The sequence below is a fragment of the Deinococcus actinosclerus genome (assembly GCF_001507665.1).
In the GTDB taxonomy this organism is placed as follows: Bacteria; Deinococcota; Deinococci; order Deinococcales; family Deinococcaceae; genus Deinococcus; species Deinococcus actinosclerus.
Genome location: NZ_CP013910.1, coordinates 2,159,107 through 2,177,590, shown reverse-complemented (window position 1 = coordinate 2,177,590; position 18,484 = coordinate 2,159,107). Strand labels below are relative to the sequence as shown.

The following is an 18,484-nucleotide window of genomic DNA, read 5'->3' as shown; positions in this document are numbered from 1 at the left end:
GATGACTGCAACCCAGACCGAGGTGACCGGCGCCAGCAACCCGCTGCTGAACGTCGGCTTCCGCATCCCCTTCGACCAGATCCGCCCCGAGCACGCCGAGGGCGCCGTGGACACCCTCCTGGCGCAGACGCAGGCGAAACTCGAGGACCTCGCCCGCAGCGGCGAGCGCGGCTTTGCCAACTTCATGGCCGACCTGGACACCCTGACCGAGCAGCTCGACACCGTGAACACCATCGTGCACCACCTCGACAGCGTGCTCAACGGTCCCGAGTGGCACGCCGCGAAGATGGCGATCCTGCCCAAGACCAGCGAGTTCTACACGAAACTCAGCCTGCACCCCGGCCTGTGGGCGGCGCTGAAGGCCTTCGCCGCCACGCCCGAGGCCACCGCGCTCGACCCGGTGCGCGCCCGGCACCTGAAACTCACCATCGACGAGTTCCGCCGCGAGGGCGCCGACCTCCAGGGTGAGGAGCAGGAGCGCCTGCTGGCCCTGAACACCCGCCTCGCCGAGGTGACCAGCGAGTTCAGCAAGAACGTCCTTGACGAGACGGCCGCCTTCGAGCTGTACGTGCCCACCGAGCGGCTGGCGGGCGTGCCGCAGCGCGTGCAGGACGCCACCCGCCGCGACGCGGAGAGCAAGGGCCAGGATGGGCACCGCCTGACCCTGCACGCCCCGGTCCTCGTGCCCGTCCTGACGTACGCGGACGACCGCGAGCTGCGCCGCGACCTGTGGCTGGCGAACAGCCGCGTGGGCCAGCAGGAGGGCCGCGACAACCGCCCCCTGATCCGCGAGATCCTGAAACTGCGCCGCGAGAAGGCCCAGCTGCTGGGCTTCGCGAACTTCGCGGACTACGTGCTGCAGGACCGCATGGCGGGCAGCGGCGCGCGCGCCCTGGCCTTCGAGCGCGACCTGGACGCCCGCACCCGCCCCGCCTTCGACCGCGAGAACGAGGAGCTGCGCGCCTTCCACCGCGAGCAGCTGGGCGCAGACGCCCCCGAACTGGACGCCTGGGACGTCGCGTACTGGGCCGAGAAGCAGCGGCAGGCGAAATACGACTTCGACGAGGAGGCCCTGCGGCCCTACTTCCCGATGGACGGCGTGCTGAGCGGCCTGTTCGAGATCACGCGGCGGGTGTTCGGCATCACCGTGGCCGAGAGCGAGGCCCCCGGCTGGCACCCCGAGGTGCGCTACTACACCATCCACGACGAGAGCGGCACGCACGTGGCGAGCTTCTACACCGACTGGTTCCCCCGCGACACCAAACGCGCCGGCGCCTGGATGAACGCCTTCATCACCGGCGGCCCCAGGGAGCAGGGCGTCGACCCGCACCTGGGCCTGATGTGCGGCAACATGACCCCCCCGACGGCGACACGCCCGCCCTGCTGTCCATCCGTGAAGTCGAGACCGTCTTCCACGAGTTCGGGCACCTGCTGCACCACGCCATGAGCCGCGTGCCGGTACGCAGCCTGAGCGGCACCAACGTGCCGTGGGACTTCGTGGAACTGCCCAGCCAGATCATGGAGAACTGGGTCATGGAACGCGAGGCGCTCGACCTGTTCGCCCGCCACTACCAGACCGGCGAGGCCATCCCGCAGGTGCTGTTCGACCGCATGATCGCCGCGCGCAACTACCGCGCCGCGAACGCCGCCATGCGCCAGTACTCCTTCGGCCTGACCGACCTGAGCCTGCACGTCGAGTTCGACCCCGAAGGCGACGCCGACCACGTCACGTACGCCCGCGACCTGATGGCGACCTTCAACCCCACCGCGCTGCCCGAGCACTACGCGATGATCGCCGCGTTCAACCACCTGTTCAGCAGCCCCGTCGGCTACGGCGCCGGGTACTACAGCTACAAGTGGGCCGAGGTGCTCGACGCCGACGCGTTCAGCCGCTTCGCGCAGGAAGGCATCTTCAACCGCGACACCGGCCGCGCCTACGTGGACACGATCCTCAGCCGCGGCAACAGCGCCGACCCGGCCGAGCTGTACCGCGAGTTCATGGGCCGTGACCCCGACGCGGACGCCCTGCTGCGCCGCAGCGGCCTGCTGTAAAGCACACAGGAAACCGGAGGGGGAGGGGGCCAGGGCGGCAGCTCGTGGCCCCTTCACCCTTTCGACGGACGACCGTCCGGGCCCTGCATGAGAGCCGACGTCGATTTTCCCATCTCCTTCATCTGCCATTCAGGTTAAGATCGGTTCACGATGCTCATGCAGACCGCCCAGCGTACGCTGGGAGCCCTGGCGGCCCTGGTGGCCCTGGGACTTCCCGCCACGGCCCAGTCCTCCGCAGAGGGGCAACTCGTCGCGCGCCTGAACCAGGTGCGTGCCCAGGGCGTCACCTGCCCCGGCAGCGGCCAGCGGCCCGTCGCGGGGAGCCTGACCTTCACGCCCGCCCTGGCCGCCGCCGCCCGCCAGCAGGCCGGGTACATGAGCGCCACCGGGCGCATCACCCACACCGGCGCCAACGGCAGCACCCCCCGCGTGCGCGCCGCCAGCACCGGCGTGAACGCCGTCAGCGTCACCGAGATCGTCTTCATGGGCGGCAGCCAGAACCCGGAAAGCGCGATCCGCTGGTGGCTGCAGTCCCCCGTGCACTGCTTCTGGATGAACGAGGGCCGCTACACCCACGTCGGCGCCGCCGTCGTGCAGGGCTCCCGCGGCACCGCGTACGTGATGGTCCTCAGCAGCCAGCCCCGCTAAGGGTTGATAGGCGATGGAGGATGGTTGATGGAACCGTCCTCCATTTTCTTGCTCTGAGATGTCGCCGTTCGACTGTTACCGGGCGGTCCAGCCCAGGTCCAGGTCCAGCACCGCGCCGGTCATGCCCCACGCCGCCGGGCTGACCACGTAACTCGCCAGCGCGGCGATGTCCTCCGGGTTCAGCAGGCGCTTGATCGCGGCGGGTTCCAGCATGACCTTCTGCTCGACCTCCTGCTCGGTCAGGCCGCGCGTGCGGGCCTGATCGGCGATCTGACCCTCGACCAGCGGCGTGCGCACGTACCCGGGGCAGATGGCGTTCACGGTCAGGTCCTGCTCCCCGGCCTCCAGCGCCGCCGTGCGGGTCAGGCCGATCAGGCCGTGCTTCGCGCTGATGTACGCACTCTTGAAGGGGCTGGCCACGTGCCCGTGGATGCTCGCGACGTTCACGATGCGGCCCTGCCCGGAGCGGGTCAGGTGCGGCCACGCGTACTTGCTCAGCAGGAACGGCGCGGTGAGCATCACGTGCAGCATCGCGTCCCAGGTATCCTCCGGGAAGGCGGCAATGGGGTCGATGTGCTGAAAGCCCGCGTTGTTCACGAGGACGTCCAGGCCACCCAGCGCCGCCACCGTCTCGTCCACCGCGCGGCGGCAGTCCGCCCGGCGCGACAGGTCCGCCCCGATGAACGTGAGGCCGTGCGCCTGCGCCACCTCGCGCGCCTGCGGGCGGTCCAGGTCCAGCACCGCCACCCTCAGCCCATCCTGCGCGAGCCGCCGCGCGATCGCCAGCCCAATGCCGCTCGTGCCACCCGTGACGAGCGCGGCCCTGCCTTCCGTACCCTGCCTGTGCGTGTCCTGCGTCATGCGCGGAGTGTAGGCCGCAGGCGTCACTCGGCGGTTACGGCCACAGGAAGACCGATCAGGCCCGCGCGCCGGACAGCGCCTGCCACAGCGCCTGCGTGTCCGGCAGGGGCTTCAGGCCCAGGTCGGCCAGCGCCGCCGTGAGGGCCGCGTACACCCGCCCGGCCGCCGCGCCGCGCCCCAGCGCGTGCTGGGCGCGCATCAGAGCCCGCGCGGCCGGTTCGTGCGCCGGGTCGAGGCTCAGGGCGCGCCCGGCGGCCAGCGCGGCCCGGTCCGGGCGGGCCAGGGCCAGCGCCACGTCGGCCTCGGCGGCCAGCGCCTCGGGGAGCGCCGCCGCGTACCGTTCGGCCTCACGGGCCACGTCTTCCAGATCCACGTCCGCCAGCGCGGGGGGCAACGCCAGCAGGGCGTCCAGGCGGCCCGGGGTGCCTGCCGCCTGCCCCAGCTGCGCCCAGGCGGCCGCCAGGTCCACGTGCAACTCTGGACCGGGGCGCAGGCGCAGCCAGTCGCCGCGTTCCACGAACACGCCGCTGCGCGCGCCCTCTTCCAGCACCTGCCCCAGGGCGTGCAGGGTCACGCGGAAATTCCGTTCGCCCACGCCCGGGTCGGCGTCGGGGAACAGCGCCTCCTGCGCGGCCTCGCGCGGCAGGCCCGCCGGGTGGACGGCGAGCAGCGCCAGCAGGTCCCGGGCCTTCGCGCGGCCCCACTCGCGGATCCGGCCGTCCTCGCGGGTGACCGCCACGCGGCCCAGCACCTGCACGTGAACCTCGAACCCCGGCGTGTCGGCCGGGTCCGGCACCGCCGGGTACCCCAGCAGGCGGGCCGCGCCGGTCAGCGGGCCGCGCGCACCGGGCTGCGCCTCGCCCAGGCGGGCCAGCAGCGCCGCGCGGCCCGCGCGGGTCGCGGCCGGGGCGAACAGGGACGGGCGGCCCAGCAGGAACGGGTACGCCGTGGCGGCCTGCGCGGCGGCCTCGGCTGGCCCGGCGTCCAGTGCGAACAGGGCCAGCGCCGCCGCCGCCTGCCCGAAGGCGTCCCCACACGCGCCGAACAGCGCGGCGGCCTCCTGCAATCCCGGGACGGCCTGCGCCGCCTGCGGGCCCTGCGCCAGTCCCAGCGCGGACGTCAGGATCAGCAGCCCCGCCATATAGCTGTCCCCGCCGGTCTGTCCGCGCGCCTCGGCGGTCAGGGCCTGCGCGCGCGCCCCGTCTCCCGCCCGGCCTGCCAGCGCCGCGAGACCCATCAGCGGCTCGACCCGCAGGCGCCCCGTGACCGGCTGCGCCTGCCGCAGCGCCGCGTCGTAACTCTCGCGGGCCGCCGCGAAGTCCCCCGCCGCCTGCTGCGCGTGCCCCAGCCGCGCCAGCGCCAGCGACTGCACGAAGGGGCTCTCCAGCCGCTCGCCCTCGCTCAGGCCCCGGCGGGCGCACGCCCCGGCCTCGTGCACCTCGCCGCGCGCCGCGTGCAGGAAACTCGCCAGCAGCAGGCCCTCGCGGTGGTTCTGCGCGGCCCGCGCGCCGCCCGTCTCGCCGTCCGCAAGTGAGTGCGCGCGCGCCAGGGCCGCGTCCAGATCCCCGGAGCGCAGCGCGTAGCGCGCCCCGCCGCGCAATTCGGGTTCCAGCGCCACCGCCCCGGCCAGCTGCCCGGCGTTCAGCAGGTTCTCCGCCCGCAGGCGGCGCAGTTCAGCCTGCCGCTCCCCGCCGATCAGGGCGGCCGCCATGTCCAGCGGACCCCAGGCCTGCTCGGGCTGCACGGTATCCAGCGCCAGCCGGACCTCGCCCAGTGCCCGCTCCAGCGGGTCCGCCAGGGCGTACTCGGCGCGGGCCTCGTCGTAGCGGCTCGCCAGCCGCAGCGCGTCCCCGGCCAGGGCGTGCAGGGCGGGCGTCCAGTCCGCGCGCGGCAGCCGGGCGAGGCTGCGGTCCACCAGCGTCACGCGCCCCTGCGCCAGCCACGCGCCGCCCCGGCCCGCCAGGAGTGCGGCCGCCCGCGCCGTGTTCCCCGCCAGCAGGTGCGCCGCCAGCGCCCGGCGCAGCCGCCCGGTCCGCTCGAAGAACGCCGCGCCGCGCGCCGCGATCTCCCGCGCCTCCGCCGGGGGCAGCAGGCCGCGCAGGTGCGCGCGCAGCAGCGGATGCGCCCGATACGTGTCCTCGCCCGCCCGGGTCAGGAACGTCCCGCTGCCCGCCAGCGTCTCCAGCAGTGTCCGCGCGCGCGGCTCGTCCAGCGCGTCCTCCAGCAGCGCCGGAATGAGTTCCTCGAACACGCTGCTGCGCGTCAGCAGCCCCCGCAGCGCCGGGTCGAGCGGACCCAGCACCTCCTGCGCGAGGTACGTGAACAGCGTCCCCAGCGGCGCGTCCCCGCCCTCCAAGTCCGCCAGGTCCGCCAGCGTCACGCGGCCCTGCGCCGCCGCCTGCGCCAGGAAGCGCGCCGCGATCGGCCAGCCCTCGGTCACCGCGTGTGCCGTGCGGACCTCCGCGCCCGTCAGGGTCAGGCCCTGCGCCGCGAACAGCGCCGCGATCTCGGCCGGGGTGAACGCCAGTTCCGCCGCCGAGAGCCGCGCCGCGTCCCCCGAGACCTCCAGCCGCGCCAGTTCCGGCAGGTCCAGCGCGGTGCGTGACAGCAGCGCCAGCCGCCCCTCGCCCGGCGCGAGCAGCCCGCCCAGCACCTCCGTCCCCGCCGAGCCCGACAGCACCTGCGCCTCGTCCAGCACGAGCAGCGCCCCGCAGTCGTCGAGCACGTCCGCCACCAGTCCCGCCACCCGGCGCGGCGACGCCCCGGCGCCCAGCGCGTCCCCGGGCCGCGCGCCCCCGGGCAGCGCCTGCACCGCCAGTGACAGGCTGGCCGCCAGCACCAGCGGATCGGCGTCGTCGCCGTCCAGCGTCAGCCACGCGACTGGACCGGGCCGACCCGTCGCCGCGCCTGCCAGCGCCGTCGTCTTGCCGTACCCGGCCGGTGCGGTCACGAGAAGCACGCGGGCGTCCAGCGCCGCCAGCAGCCGCTCGCGCGCCACCGCGCCGCGCACCGCCGGCAGCCGCGTGCGCCGCGCGGACGTCAGGTCCCGCCAGTGAAGGGTCACGCGAGGAAATCTAGCGTATTTCGCCGTGCTGAACGCCTGTTCAGCGCGCCCTGTGGGGGTGGCTCACACGACTCACCCAACCCGGAAATTTCAGTCACCTGCGCGGCTCATGAGAGGACTAGCGTGCGCGCATGACGCTCCCGGCCCCGCCCCCCACCACCGGCCACAGCGATCCCACCCCCGACCTCCAGGGCGGCGCCCCACCCCGCGCCGCGCGGCCCCGCCTGACCGCACTGGACGCCTTCCGCGGCGCGACCGTGCTGCTCATGCTGCTCGTGAACAACGTCGCGCTGGGCAGCGCCACGCCGGAGCAGCTCATGCACGCGCCGTTCGGCGGGCTGACCCTCACGGACCTCGTCTTCCCGTGGTTTCTCTACTGCGCCGGGGCGGCCCTGCCGTTCTCGCAGGCCGCTATGACCCGCGCGGGCCTGACCGGCGCGGCCCGCACCCGCCGCCTGCTGGAACGCGCCGCGCTGCTGTACCTGCTGGGCGCCTTCGAGACGAGCGTCACCACCCACCACCTCACGCTGGGGCTGGGGGTGCTGCAACTCATCGCGCTGGCCACCCTGTTCGCCGCGCTGCCCGGCGACCTGCGTAGCCGCACCCGCCTGCTGATCGCGGCGCTGCTGCTCGCCGGGTACGCCGCGTTCCTGACACTCGGCGCGCACCCCGGCGGGGTGGGGGTGGTCAGTGAGACCAGCAACCCCGTGCAGGCCCTGAACGACGCCGTCCTGAACCCGCTGGGCCTGCGCGGCCTGCTCTCCGTGATTCCCACCACCGCGCTCGTGCTGCTGGGCAGTGTCGCCGCGCGCGTCCTGTCCGTGCGCGACCCGCGCGCGCCCGCCAAACTGCTGGGCCTGGGCCTGATCCTGAGCGCCGCGGGCTTCGGCTGGGCGGCCAGCGGGCACCTGCCGCTGAGCAAGACCCTCTGGACACCCCCGTACATCCTGTACGCGGCGGGCCTGGGCACCCTGGCCCTGCTGCTGACCTGGCTGATCGCCGACTCGGGCCGCGTGCCGCGCGGCGCGGCGCTGCTGGCCCCGCTGACCATCCCGGGCCGCAACGCCCTGGCCGGGTACGTGCTGCCCATCCTGATCAAGGTCTGGATCCTGCAGGACTGGCGCGTGACCTGGGCGGGGAGCGCGCAGCCCATGGGCGCGGCCCTGCTGACCCTCGCGCAGCGGCACCTCGGCGCGGTCGGCGGCGGCTGGACGTACACCCTGGGCTACGTCGCCGCCGTCTGGCTGGGCCTGGCCTGGATGGCCCGCCGCGACCTCATCCTGAAACTCTGACCCCCCGCACGAGGTCCCCATGAACCGACTCCTGACATCCCTGACCCTGCTCGCCCTGCTGGCTGCCCCGGCCCACGCCGCCCCACCCCCCACAGTGCCCGCCGACCTGCACCTGGGCGGCCCCGCCTTCCGCGCCCTGGCGGCCGACTCGTACGCCCGCGCCGGGCTGAAGGGCACCTTCGAGGACTGGCTGACGACCGCCTACGCCCGCCAGAGCGTGAAGCTGGAGGGACAGGCCACCTTGGGCGCCGCGCTGGACGCCCGCCGCGCCCACCTGAAGGGTCTGAGGGGCGCCGCGCACGACCAGCTGGCGCTGGACACCGCCGCCTGGGCGCACCGCTACGTCAAGGCCAGCATCCCGCGCTTCAGCCTGGAGCGCGGCTACGAGTTCGCCGCCACCGCCTTGTACGGCGAGCGGCAGTGCCTGCTCCAGAGCACCATCATCGCCGCCCTGCTCCAGCGCGCGGGCCTGGACGCCGGACTGGTCATGGTCTGGAAGAGCCAGACCGGGCAGGAGAGCAACCTCGGGCACGTGACCAGCGTGCTGCGCCTGCCCGGCGGGGACGTGCAGGTGGACGCCAGCGAACCCACGCCCTTCGCGCGGCACCAGGGCCTGCTGGCCCGCGTGGACGGCGCGTGGCGCTTCGTGACCCCCACCTTCCAGGGCGACCGCATGACCGCCTACGCCCGGGCAGACGGGGGGGCCGCGTACCGGGCGCGGGCCTGGGATTCCTGAGCCTCGCGTACCTCCGCTCGCAGTACGACTACTACCGGGCCGAACGCACCGTGGGCGGGGTGCTGGGTACCGGCACCGGGCGCAGCACCCCGCAGGGCCTGAAGACCAGCGAGACCCTGCTGCGCCGCGCCCTGACCGAGGAACCCCGCAACGCCCTGGCCGCCAGCGTGCTGGGCACCACCCTGCGCAAGGAAGGCCAAACCGGAGCGGCCCGCACCCAGTACCGCGCCGCCGCCACCCTGTACGCCGCCCAGGGCCACACGCCCGCCGGGATGCAGGCCAACCTGAAGTGGGCCGACACGACCGGCCGCTTCCTGGACCTGCCCGCCCCGATCCTCGCCCTGCTGACCCGGAGTGCCCATTGAACCCCACCCGCCCCGCCCGTCCCCTGCTCGCCCTGCTGGCCACGCTGACCCTCGCCGCCCAGGCCAGCACGGCCACCACGCACGCACTCGTGCTGGCCGCGCTGCCGGGCCAGATTCAACCGGTCGCGCCCGGCACGCGCGCCGCGCCGGAACTGCCCACCCTGACCCTCACGCCCGCCCTGCCGTACGTGCATACCGTGAACGTGCTCAGCAACGGGTTCATCACGGTGGCGCACGCCATCCTGACCCTGAACGCCGCGCAGCACCCCCAGGCCCGCACCCTGGCCGAAACGGCCGTGCAGCGCGTGTTCGCCGCCCGCCCCGACCTGACCGAGGTGGACGTCAGCGTGTACGACGCGGGCAGCTACGGCGGCTTCGGCGGGCCGCTGCCCCTGCTGACCGCCAGCGTGCCCCGCGCCCGCCTGACCGACTTCCAGACCTGGGCCGCCGGACACGGCGCGTACGAGCGCGCCTGGGTCAACCCCGGCCCCGCCGCCGTCGCCCCGCGCCCCGCCGACCGCGTGCGCGAGACCACCCCGACCCTCACCACCGACCCGGCCGCGCCCCTGACCGCCCAGAACCGCGCGCGGCTGCGCGACACCACCGCCCAGGTCGCCGGTGGCGAACACGGCGGCCTGCTGTACCGCGCCCGCCGGGGCACCACGGATCTGGCCGCCCTGACCTTCGACGACGCGCCCCACCCGCTGTTTGAACCGCTGCTGCTGGACCTGCTGCGCCGCAGCGGCGCGCACGCCACGTTCTTCGTGATCGGCCGCAACGCCCAGGCGTACCCGTACTTCGTGCGCGACATGGCCGCCCAGGGCCACGAGGTCGGCAACCACACCTACCACCACGTCCGCCTGCCACCCCTGAGCCCGGCCGCCGTGCAGGACGAACTCCAGAGCACCGACGCCCTGCTGCGCGACCTGACCGGCAAACCCGTGCGCTACTTCCGCCCGCCCGGCGGTGAGTACACGCCCGCGACCCTCCAGGCGGCGCGCGACGCGGGCCTGACCACCGTGTTCTGGACGGACGATCCCGGCGACTTCCAGAACCCCGGCGACACCGTCCTGGAACGCCGCTACCGCGCCCACCTGCATGCGGGCGGGATCGTGCTGCTGCACGACAACGCGCCGCAGATGCTCGATGTGCTGCGGGACTTCCTGCGCTACGCCCGGCAGGAGGGCGTGGCCCTGACCACCGTCGGCGGCCTCCCGAAATAACAGAAAAAGGGGAGGGGACGTGTAATCGTCCCCTCCCGCCCCTGCTGTTCGCTCACAGCGCCAGATACGCCTCACGCACCGCCGGGTCGGCCAGCAGCGCCGCGCCCGTGCCCTCCCCCACGACCTGCCCGTTCTCCAGCACGTACGCCCGGTGCGCCAGCTTCAGGCTGAGGTTCACGTTCTGCTCGACGAGCACGACCGTCACGCCCTGCGCGTTCACGGCCTTCAGCGCCTCGAACACCGTCTGCGTCATCAGCGGCGACAGGCCCAGGCTGGGTTCGTCCACGACCAGCACGCTGGGGCGGGCCATCAGCGCGCGGCCCACCGCGACCATCTGCTGCTCCCCGCCCGACAGCGTGCCCGCCAGCTGCCCCGCGCGTTCCTGCAACCGGGGGAACAGCGCGTACACCTCGCCCAGCGTCTCGGCGGCGCGTGCGCGGGCGGCGGCGCTCATGGCCGCGCCCAGATCCAGGTTCTCGCGGACCGTCATGTGCGGGAAGAGCTCGCGGCCTTCCGGGACGTGCCCCAGGCCCAGCGCCACCACGCGGCTCGGTTCGGCCCGCGTGATGTCCACGCCGCCCAGCGTGATGCGGCCCGCGCTGGGTTTCACGACGCCACTCACGGCGCGCAGCGTGGTGGTCTTGCCCGCCCCGTTCGCGCCAATCACCGCCACGAACTCGCCCGGCGCGGCGTGCAGCGAGACGTCCCACAGCACCTGCACCTTCCCGTACCCGGCGGCCAGACCCTCGATCCTCAATTCCTGCCCCACGTCATTCGCTGCGGGGGTCGTCCGATGCAGTGTGTCGGTCATGCCTGTAATCCTTCTTCCGTGCCCAGGTACGCGCTGACCACGCGCGGGTCGGCCGTCACCTCGCGGTAGGTGCCCTGCGCGAGCACCTGCCCCTGATCCATCACGACCACCCGGTCGGCCAGATCCCGCACGACCGGCATGATGTGCTCGATGAACAGCACGCTCACGCCGCTCTCGCGCACGCCGCGCACGAGCGCCACGGCCTCCTGCGCCTCGCCGGGACGCAGGCCCGCCATCACCTCGTCCAGCAGCAGCACGCTGGGGTTGGTCGCCAGGGCGCGCGCCACCTCCAGCCGCTTGTCCTGCAGCAGCGTCAGTTCATGCGCGGCCTTGTCGGCGTGCGCGGCCAGCCCGGTGCGTTCCAGCAGCGCCCAGGCCCGCTCGCGCGCCTCCGGCAGGCGCTGACCGGGCTTGCCGAACAGCGCGCCCACCGTGACGTTCTCGTGCACGGTCATCTCCGGGAAGGGACGCACGATCTGGAACGCGCGGCCCAGCCCGGCGTGACAGCGGGCCTCCATGGGCAGTGCCGTTACGTCGCGGCCCATCAGGTGCAGCCGTCCCGCCGACGGGCGGTACACGCCGGACAGCAGGTTCAGCAGCGTCGTCTTGCCCGCCCCGTTCGGCCCGATCACCGCCAGGATCTCACCCTGATGGTGCGTGAACGACACGTCCTGCACGGCCTTCAGACCCCCGAAACGCTTCGAGAGGCCCTCGGCACGCAGCACCTCGGTGCCCTGCGGAGTGGGGGAGAAGGCGCCCCCGGATGTGGTGGCAGCGGTCACAGGTCACCTCCATGCTTCTTGTTGCGGCGCAGGCCCATCAGGCCGCGCGGCAGCCACAGGATGCTCAGCATCAGCACCAGTCCGTACACGACGAGGTAACCGTTCTTCACGCTGCCATGCAGCAGTTCCTCGGCCACGCGCAGCACAGTCGCGCCCAGCACCGGCCCCAGCGTCGTGTACAGACCCCCGAAGATCGAGGTGGTCAGCGGCGCGATGGAGTTCGCCAGGCTGAAGGTCTCCAGCGGGTTGATGAAGAACGTCTTCCCGGCGTACAGCACGCCCGCCAGCGCCGCCAGCGACGAGCTGATGAAGAACGCCAGCAGCTTGAAGCGCACGATGCTCACGCCCAGCACCCGCGCCGTTTCCTCGCCCTGCCGGATCGCGGCGAACGCGAAGTGCAGCCGCGTCAGGCGCACTGCCAGACTGACGAGCACCGTGAAGGCCAGCAGGCCCCACGCGAGGAAGTACTGCGCGCGGCTGTTCCCGCCCAGCAGCGCGGGCACGAGCAGGCCGGTCGCGCCGCCCGCGACGCTCTCGGGGAGGTTCTGGATGATCGTGCGGACCACCTCCGTGAAGGCCAGCGTGGCGATCGCGAAGTACATGCCGCTCAGACGCATGGTGACCGCGCCCAGAATCAGGCTCACGCCGCCTGCCATGATGGCCGCGACTGGCATGGCCAGCAGCCACGGCAGGCCCGCTTTCAGCAGCAGCGCGTACCCGTACGCACCCAGCCCGTAGAACGCCGCGTGCGCGAGGCTTACCTGCCCGCTGCGCGCCAGGATGTCCCACGACAGCGCCATGATGCCCGCCACCAGCGTGAAGAACGCGATCTGCAACAGGAACTCCGCGCGGGTACCCAGCGGCAGGAACGGAAACAGCGCCGCCAGCAGCAGGAACCCCAGCAGGGGCAGCGCGGCGCCCGGCGTGATCTCGCGGCGCGGCGCCGCGCGCACGGGTGCGCCGGCCTCGGCCTGACGGGCGCTCATTTCGCCCCCCGGAAGGAGCGCAGCACCAGCGTCCCGAAGATCATCAGGAAGAACACCGCGTCACTCCAGCCGCCGCCGCCCGGCACGTACGTCTGCACCAGCGCCTCGCTGACGCCCAGCAGCACCGACGCCCACAGCACGCCCGTCAGGTTCCCCAGGCCCGCCATCACGATGATCGCGAAGGCCTTCAGCGCGAACACCAGCCCCACGGTCGGGGACGCGAACAGCAGCACGCTCACGAGCACGCCCGCCACCGCCGCCAGGGCGCAGCTCACGCCGAACGCGATCAGGTACACGCGGTCCACGTTGATGCCGATCAGCTGCGCGCCCCGGCGGTTCTGCGCCACGGCGCGCATCTGGCGGCCCAGCGTCGTGCGGTACAGCACCACGTACAGCGCGCCCAGCAGCAGCGCCGCCAGTCCGAACGCCAGCGCCTTCGGGCCGCCCACGCTCAGGTCACCCAGTTGCAGGCTGCTCGCCTGGTACGGCGTGGTGACCGTGCGGGTGTTGCCGCCCAGCAGCATCAGCGCGAGGTTCTGCAGCAGGATGCCCAGCCCGAAGGTCAGCAGCATCTGGTTCAGTTCCGGCGCGAGCAGCACGTGCCGGATGCTCACGCGGTACGTCAGCGCCCCGATGGCGAACACGGCGACCGCGATCACCGGCAGGCTCAGCAGCGGATCGACACCCAGGAAGGCGCTGCCCGCCCACGCCAGGAACGCCCCGATCATCAGGTATTCCCCATGCGCGAAATTCACGATGCCGACCACGCCCACCGCCAGCGCCAGCCCCGACGCGACGAGCGCGTACAGGCCACTCTGGAGCAGGCCGTTGACCAGCGTCTGCACAAATAAGTCCATCTCGTTCCTCCAACAGACCGGGGGTCGTCCAAGGCGACACAGGACGACCCCCGCTCAGAACCCGGACGGTCCGGGCGAGTGACCTCGTTACTTGCCGTACACCATGGGTTTCTGCGCGAACTTGATCGGGAAGACCGGCACGCGCGCGTCCCCGAGGTACTGGAAGTGCAGCCAGTTCCCGGCCTTGAAGCCCTGGTACTTCGTTTTCAGGCTGGGGCTGAAGGTCAGCTGCCCGAACGGCGTGGACACGTTCGTCCTGGCCATCTCGGCGGCGACTTTGGCCTTGTCGGTCGTGCCCGCGCGGTTGATCGCGGCGGCCAGCGTCTTGAGGTTCACGTACGCCAGCGGCGCGAAGTACTCGTCGGTGACCGTGCCGTACTTCTTCTTGTACGCGGCGACGAAGGTGCGGCTGTCCTTGTTGGGGCTGGTGGACAGCCACAGGCTCAGGCCCGCCACGTTGTCCGCGAGGCTGTTCTTCTCGAAGCCCACGGGCCAGCTGGGGGGCGTGCCGTACAGCAGGCCCAGCTGCAGGTTCTGCTGCTTGATCTCGGTCGCCAGGGGCAGGGCGTCGGTGTCGTAGCCGACCCAGTACAGGATGTCGGGCCTGGCGGCCTTGGCCTTGCTGACCAGCGGGCCGAAGTTGCCGCTGCCGGTCTTGAACTTCTCGGTCATGACGACGTTGAACCCGGCCTTCTTGAAGGCGTCCACGGTCGCGTCGATGCCCGCGCTGCCGAAGGGGCCGTCCTCGTACGCGATGGCGATGTTCTTGGCCTTCTTGTACGTCTTGAGGTACTTGAAGTACCCGAGGATCGCCTCGAAGTTGTAGTACGACCAGGGGTGGTAGTGGAAGAAGTACGGGTGGTCCGCGAAGGCGTCCTCGACGGGCACGGCGGCCGCGCCGATCCAGGCCATGAAGGTGTTGTACTGCTTGGCGGGCCCGCTGATGGCGATGCTGGTGGCGCTGCTCACGCCGCCCGCCATGAAGTCCACCTTCTCGACCGTCACGAGCTTCACGAATTCCGGCACGGCCTTGGCGGGCGCGCTGCCGTCATCGGCGAATTCCAGTTCCAGGGGCTTGCCGAGCACGCCGCCCGCCCGGTTGATCTCGTCGAGCGCCAGCTGGTACCCGTTTTTTGCGGCCTGGCCGGACACGCTGCCCGCCCCGCTCAGGGGAAGCAGCACGCCGACCTTCACTGCGCCCGCGCCAGACAGCGCGAGCAGAACGCCCGTCATCAGGAGTGTTTTCATGTTCGCTGCGCAGTGTAGGGCCGGGCCGTCACACGCGCGTTACACCCGCCGCTGACCGGGCGTGTAACCGCCCCGTGACGCCCCGCGCCTAGCCTGAACCGCGATGCGAGACAGTCCGTGGACGTGGATGCCAGGAGAATCACCTGGCGCCTTTGAACTGAGAGGTGACCTGACCGTGGCGGGCCAGACGGTGCCGCTGCGCCTGGGCGGCCGGGCCTGGGGTGAACTGAACGCCGCGCGGGACAACGCCGTGCTGGTCTGTCATCACTACACCGGCACCATGCGCGCCGCTGGCGAGCAGCCCGACGGGACGCCCGGCTGGTGGGACGCCCTGATCGGCCCGGGCCGCGCGCTGGACACCGACCGGTTCTACGTGGCGTGCCTGAACACGCCCGGGAACGTGCAGGTGCGCGACCCAGAGGTGGTCACGACCGGCCCGGCCACCCCTCACCCGGACGGGCAGCCCTGGGGGGAGCGGTTCCCAGCGTGGACGATGGCCGACCTGCACGGGGCGCAGTGCGGGCTGCTGCGCTCTCTGGGGGCGCCGCACTGGCACGCGGTGGTGGGGCCCAGCTTCGGTGGGATGCAGGCCCTACAGTGGGCGGCGCGCACCCCGGCGCTGGCGCCGCGCGTGGCGGCGGTCGTGAGCAGCCCGGTCGCGGGGCCGGTGCTGCGCGGCGTGTTCGGCCCGCTCCTGCACGCGGCGGCGCAGGGCGAGCCGGACGGGGCGCTGCGCGAGACGCTGCGCCTGATCACCTTCTTCGGGCTGGGCGCGGACGGCGTGGACCTGCTGTTCCGGGACACGGACGTGGACGCCTACCTGCGCACGCGCACCGCGACCGCCGACCTGAGCCACGTGCTGGACATCGGCCGGGCCGTGCAGACGCACGATCTGCTGGAGGTGGCCCCGCTGGACGACCTGTGCCGCCGCTGGCGCGAACAGGGCACGCGGCTGCTGAGCGTGAACGTGCGCGGCGACCAGTTCTTCCCGGCCGCCGAGATGCGCGATTTCGCCGCGCAGACGCAGGCGGCGGGCGTGGCGCACACCCACCTGGAGTTCGACTCGCCGCGCGGGCACCTGGGCGGCCTGACCGACACTGCCGCCTTCGAGGACGCCCTGCGGGACCTGATGGACACGGCGCCGCTGCCGCCCGCACTGGACGCGGCGGAGGTGCGCCATGTCTGATGAAGGCGTGACCCGCACCCTGGTGGCCCTGCACGGTAATTTCGCCTCGTCCCGCTGGTGGGTGGACCTGCTCGCCGCGCCGCCGGCCGGGTGGCGGGTGCTCGCCCCTGACCTGCCGGGTTTCGCGGGCACGCCGCATTCGGGTCCCGTCTCCATCGGGGCGTATGCGGACTGGGTGCAGGAGTGGCTGCGCGCGCAGGGCGTCACGCGGCCCGCGCTGCTGGGCCACTCGCTGGGCGGCGCGGTGGCGCTGGATGTCGCAGCGCGTGACCCGCAGGCCCTGTCGGGGCTGGTGCTGGCGGCCAGCGCACCCCTGAGCGGGCTGGTCACGCCCGAGGAGCACTACCCGGTGCTGGAGCTGCTGCGCACCACGCCCGCTCTGCTGGAGGCCAGCCTGGGCGCGCTGTTTCCCTCCGGTCGACCGGCGAACTTCGCGGACCTGCTGACCGACGGGGCGAACATGGCCGCCACGCACTACAGCGGGAACGCCCGCGCGCTGGCCGGGTGGCAGGTGGACGCCGCGCGGCTGGCGGGGCTGCCGACGCTGGTGCTGGGGGGCGAACTGGACGCCCTGATCACCCCTGGCCTCGTGCGCGCGCAGGCGGCGGCGCTGGGCACGGCCGCCACCGTCCTGCCCGGGCGCGGGCACGGCTTCCCGCAGGAGGACCCGGCGGCCTTCCGCGCGCTGCTGGAGGGATTCCTGGACACCCTCCCCGCGTCCTAACGACCGTTCGTTCTACACTGGAGCCAACATGAACAAGGTGTACCCCGACGCCAACGCGGCGCTTGCAGACATCGTGGCCGACGGCCAGACCATCGCCGTGGGGGGCTTCGGCCTGTGCGGCATTCCCGAACAGCTCATCCTGGCCCTGCGCGACAGCGGGGCCACCAACCTGACCGCCGTGAGCAACAACGCGGGCGTGGACGGCTGGGGCCTGGGTCTGCTGCTCCAGACCCGCCAGATCCGCAAGATGATCAGCTCCTACGTCGGCGAGAACAAGGAATTCGAACGCCAGTACCTCGCCGGGGAACTCGAACTGGAATTCACGCCGCAGGGCACGCTGGCCGAACGCATGCGCGCCGGCGGGGCGGGCATCCCCGGCTTCTACACGAAGACCGGCGTGGGCACCACCGTCGCCGAGGGCAAGGAACACAAGGACTTTGGCGGCCAGACGTTCATCCTGGAACGCGGCATCGTGGCCGACGTGGCGCTCGTGAAGGCCTGGAAGGCCGACCGCGCCGGGAACCTCGTGTACCGCAAGACCGCCCGCAACTTCAACCCGATGGCCGCCACCTGCGGCCGGGTCACGGTCGCGGAGGTCGAGGAGATCGTCGAGATCGGTCAGATCGACCCGGACGACGTGGACACCCCCGGCATCTTCGTGCAGCGCGTCGTGCTCAACGCCACGCCCGAGAAGCGCATCGAGCAGCGCACCGTCCGCGCCGGGTAGGTCCGGTCGCAGGGGAGGTCACGCGGGAACGTCTACCCCGTGTGACCCCCGGTCCGTCTACGCCTCCTGCCACCACCCGTCGAAGGGCGTGACCGGCACGGCGCGCTTGTGGCGGGTGACGCGGTACAGGCGCTCCAGCTTCTGCGCCACCTCCGGCGCGACCGGCTTGCCTTCCAGGTAGTCGTCGATCTGGGTGTACGTCAGGCCCAGCGCGACCTCGTCGGGCAGGCCGGGCCGGTCGTCTTCCAGGTCGGCGGTGGGCACCTTCTGCCACGTCTCGCGGGGCGCGCCCAGGTGTTCCAGCAGCTGCGCACCCTGGCGTTTGTTCAGGCCGGTCAGGGGGGTCAGGTCCACGCCGCCGTCCCCGTACTTCGTGAAGAAGCCCGTGACCGCCTCGGCGGCGTGATCGGTGCCCACCACGAGCAGGTTCAGCTGCCCGGCCAGCGCGTACTGCGCGACCATCCGCTCGCGGGCCTTGATGTTCCCCCGCACGAAGTCGCGCAGCTCGCCGCCCGCCCCGGCCTCGGTCAGCGCGGCGGCGGCGGCACCCGAGGCGGTGTCCACGGCACCCTTCACGTTCACGGTCACGCTCTGATCGGGTCGGATGAACGCCAGGGCGCGCTGCGCGTCCGCCTCGTCGGCCTGCACGCCGTACGGCAGGCGAACAGCCACGAACGTGGCCTCGGTCCCGTCGGCGCGCAGACGCTCGGCGGCCAGCTGGCACAGCCGCCCCGCCAGGGTGCTGTCCTGCCCGCCACTGATCCCCAGCACGAAGCCCCGCGTGCCCGACGCCCGCAGGTACGCGCACAGGAACGCCACGCGGCGCTCGACCTCCGCCGCCGGGTCGATCTCGGGTTGGACGCCCAGTTCACGCCGGATGATCTGCTGCATGCTCATGCCGCGCAGTATTCCAGATGCGCTC

At 72.6% G+C, this 18,484-nt stretch carries 16 protein-coding genes and 1 pseudogene; 9 read left to right on the top strand and 8 right to left on the bottom strand.

All coding sequences use genetic code 11. The features are described from left to right. The first annotated feature begins 1 nt into the window (after position 1). Positions 2-2,052: pseudogene (locus tag AUC44_RS10525) on the top strand (M3 family metallopeptidase). A gap of 156 nt (positions 2,053-2,208) precedes the next feature. Further along, entirely contained in the window at positions 2,209-2,700 is a 492-nt protein-coding gene (locus AUC44_RS10520) for a CAP domain-containing protein (RefSeq protein WP_046844909.1), read from the top strand. 75 nt (positions 2,701-2,775) lie between these two features. Here AUC44_RS10520 and AUC44_RS10515 read toward each other — a convergent pair whose 3' ends face one another. After that, positions 2,776-3,561 carry a 3-hydroxybutyrate dehydrogenase gene (locus AUC44_RS10515; protein ID WP_062158585.1) on the bottom strand — a complete coding sequence of 262 codons (786 nt, stop codon included), beginning with the start codon at positions 3,559-3,561 and terminating at the stop codon, positions 2,776-2,778. 55 nt (positions 3,562-3,616) lie between these two features. Then, positions 3,617-6,625 carry an AfsR/SARP family transcriptional regulator gene (locus tag AUC44_RS10510; protein WP_082689031.1) on the bottom strand — a complete coding sequence of 1,003 codons (3,009 nt, stop codon included), beginning with the start codon at positions 6,623-6,625 and terminating at the stop codon, positions 3,617-3,619. A gap of 131 nt (positions 6,626-6,756) precedes the next feature. Between AUC44_RS10510 and AUC44_RS10505 the strand changes: the two genes are divergently transcribed. Genes AUC44_RS10505 through AUC44_RS10495 form a run of 4 tightly spaced genes read left to right on the top strand, consistent with a single transcriptional unit; the run spans position 6,757 to position 10,241 of the window. Beyond that, positions 6,757-7,917 carry a heparan-alpha-glucosaminide N-acetyltransferase domain-containing protein gene (locus AUC44_RS10505; RefSeq protein WP_062158584.1) on the top strand — a complete coding sequence of 387 codons (1,161 nt, stop codon included), beginning with the start codon at positions 6,757-6,759 and terminating at the stop codon, positions 7,915-7,917. A 19-nt stretch (positions 7,918-7,936) separates the two neighbouring features. Continuing rightward, a complete protein-coding gene (locus AUC44_RS10500) occupies positions 7,937-8,653 on the top strand; it encodes a hypothetical protein (protein WP_197408532.1) in 717 nt (238 codons plus the stop codon). A gap of 59 nt (positions 8,654-8,712) precedes the next feature. Further along, complete coding sequence (locus tag AUC44_RS16835; protein ID WP_197408531.1) at positions 8,713-9,018, top strand: hypothetical protein; 306 nt, start codon at positions 8,713-8,715, stop codon at positions 9,016-9,018. Next, positions 9,015-10,241 carry a polysaccharide deacetylase family protein gene (locus AUC44_RS10495; protein WP_197408530.1) on the top strand — a complete coding sequence of 409 codons (1,227 nt, stop codon included), beginning with the start codon at positions 9,015-9,017 and terminating at the stop codon, positions 10,239-10,241. The genes AUC44_RS16835 and AUC44_RS10495 overlap by 4 nt, the downstream gene beginning before the upstream one ends. 52 nt (positions 10,242-10,293) lie before the next feature. Here AUC44_RS10495 and AUC44_RS10490 read toward each other — a convergent pair whose 3' ends face one another. The 5 genes from AUC44_RS10490 to AUC44_RS10470 form a co-directional block, all read right to left on the bottom strand. Beyond that, the gene (locus AUC44_RS10490) at positions 10,294-11,052 is read right to left on the bottom strand and encodes an ABC transporter ATP-binding protein (RefSeq protein WP_062158583.1); all 759 of its coding nucleotides are present in this window, start codon (positions 11,050-11,052) and stop codon (positions 10,294-10,296) included. Continuing rightward, positions 11,049-11,834 carry an ABC transporter ATP-binding protein gene (locus AUC44_RS10485; protein ID WP_231724418.1) on the bottom strand — a complete coding sequence of 262 codons (786 nt, stop codon included), beginning with the start codon at positions 11,832-11,834 and terminating at the stop codon, positions 11,049-11,051. Before AUC44_RS10485 ends, AUC44_RS10490 begins: the two co-directional genes overlap by 4 nt. Further along, a complete protein-coding gene (locus tag AUC44_RS10480) occupies positions 11,831-12,820 on the bottom strand; it encodes a branched-chain amino acid ABC transporter permease (RefSeq protein ID WP_082689030.1) in 990 nt (329 codons plus the stop codon). The genes AUC44_RS10485 and AUC44_RS10480 overlap by 4 nt, the downstream gene beginning before the upstream one ends. Continuing rightward, on the bottom strand, positions 12,817-13,677 hold the full coding sequence (locus AUC44_RS10475) for a branched-chain amino acid ABC transporter permease (protein WP_062158582.1): 861 nt from the start codon (positions 13,675-13,677) through the stop codon (positions 12,817-12,819). The genes AUC44_RS10480 and AUC44_RS10475 overlap by 4 nt, the downstream gene beginning before the upstream one ends. Positions 13,678-13,764: 87 nt before the next feature. Next, complete coding sequence (locus tag AUC44_RS10470) at positions 13,765-14,925, bottom strand: ABC transporter substrate-binding protein (RefSeq protein WP_062158581.1); 1,161 nt, start codon at positions 14,923-14,925, stop codon at positions 13,765-13,767. 175 nt (positions 14,926-15,100) lie between these two features. On the opposite strand from AUC44_RS10470, the gene AUC44_RS10465 reads away from it, so the two are divergent. Genes AUC44_RS10465 through AUC44_RS10455 form a run of 3 tightly spaced genes read left to right on the top strand, consistent with a single transcriptional unit; the run spans position 15,101 to position 17,562 of the window. Beyond that, positions 15,101-16,111, top strand: coding sequence for an alpha/beta fold hydrolase (locus AUC44_RS10465; RefSeq protein WP_231724417.1), 1,011 nt, complete (start codon positions 15,101-15,103; stop codon positions 16,109-16,111). Next, on the top strand, positions 16,104-16,835 hold the full coding sequence (locus AUC44_RS10460; protein WP_082689029.1) for an alpha/beta fold hydrolase: 732 nt from the start codon (positions 16,104-16,106) through the stop codon (positions 16,833-16,835). The genes AUC44_RS10465 and AUC44_RS10460 overlap by 8 nt, the downstream gene beginning before the upstream one ends. 28 nt (positions 16,836-16,863) lie before the next feature. Next, entirely contained in the window at positions 16,864-17,562 is a 699-nt protein-coding gene (locus tag AUC44_RS10455) for a CoA transferase subunit A (RefSeq protein WP_062158578.1), read from the top strand. 57 nt (positions 17,563-17,619) lie between these two features. On the opposite strand, the gene nadE is transcribed toward AUC44_RS10455, so the two are convergent. Further along, on the bottom strand, positions 17,620-18,459 hold the full coding sequence (nadE, locus tag AUC44_RS10450; RefSeq protein WP_062158577.1) for an ammonia-dependent NAD(+) synthetase: 840 nt from the start codon (positions 18,457-18,459) through the stop codon (positions 17,620-17,622). Between the last annotated feature and the right edge of the window lie 25 nt (positions 18,460-18,484).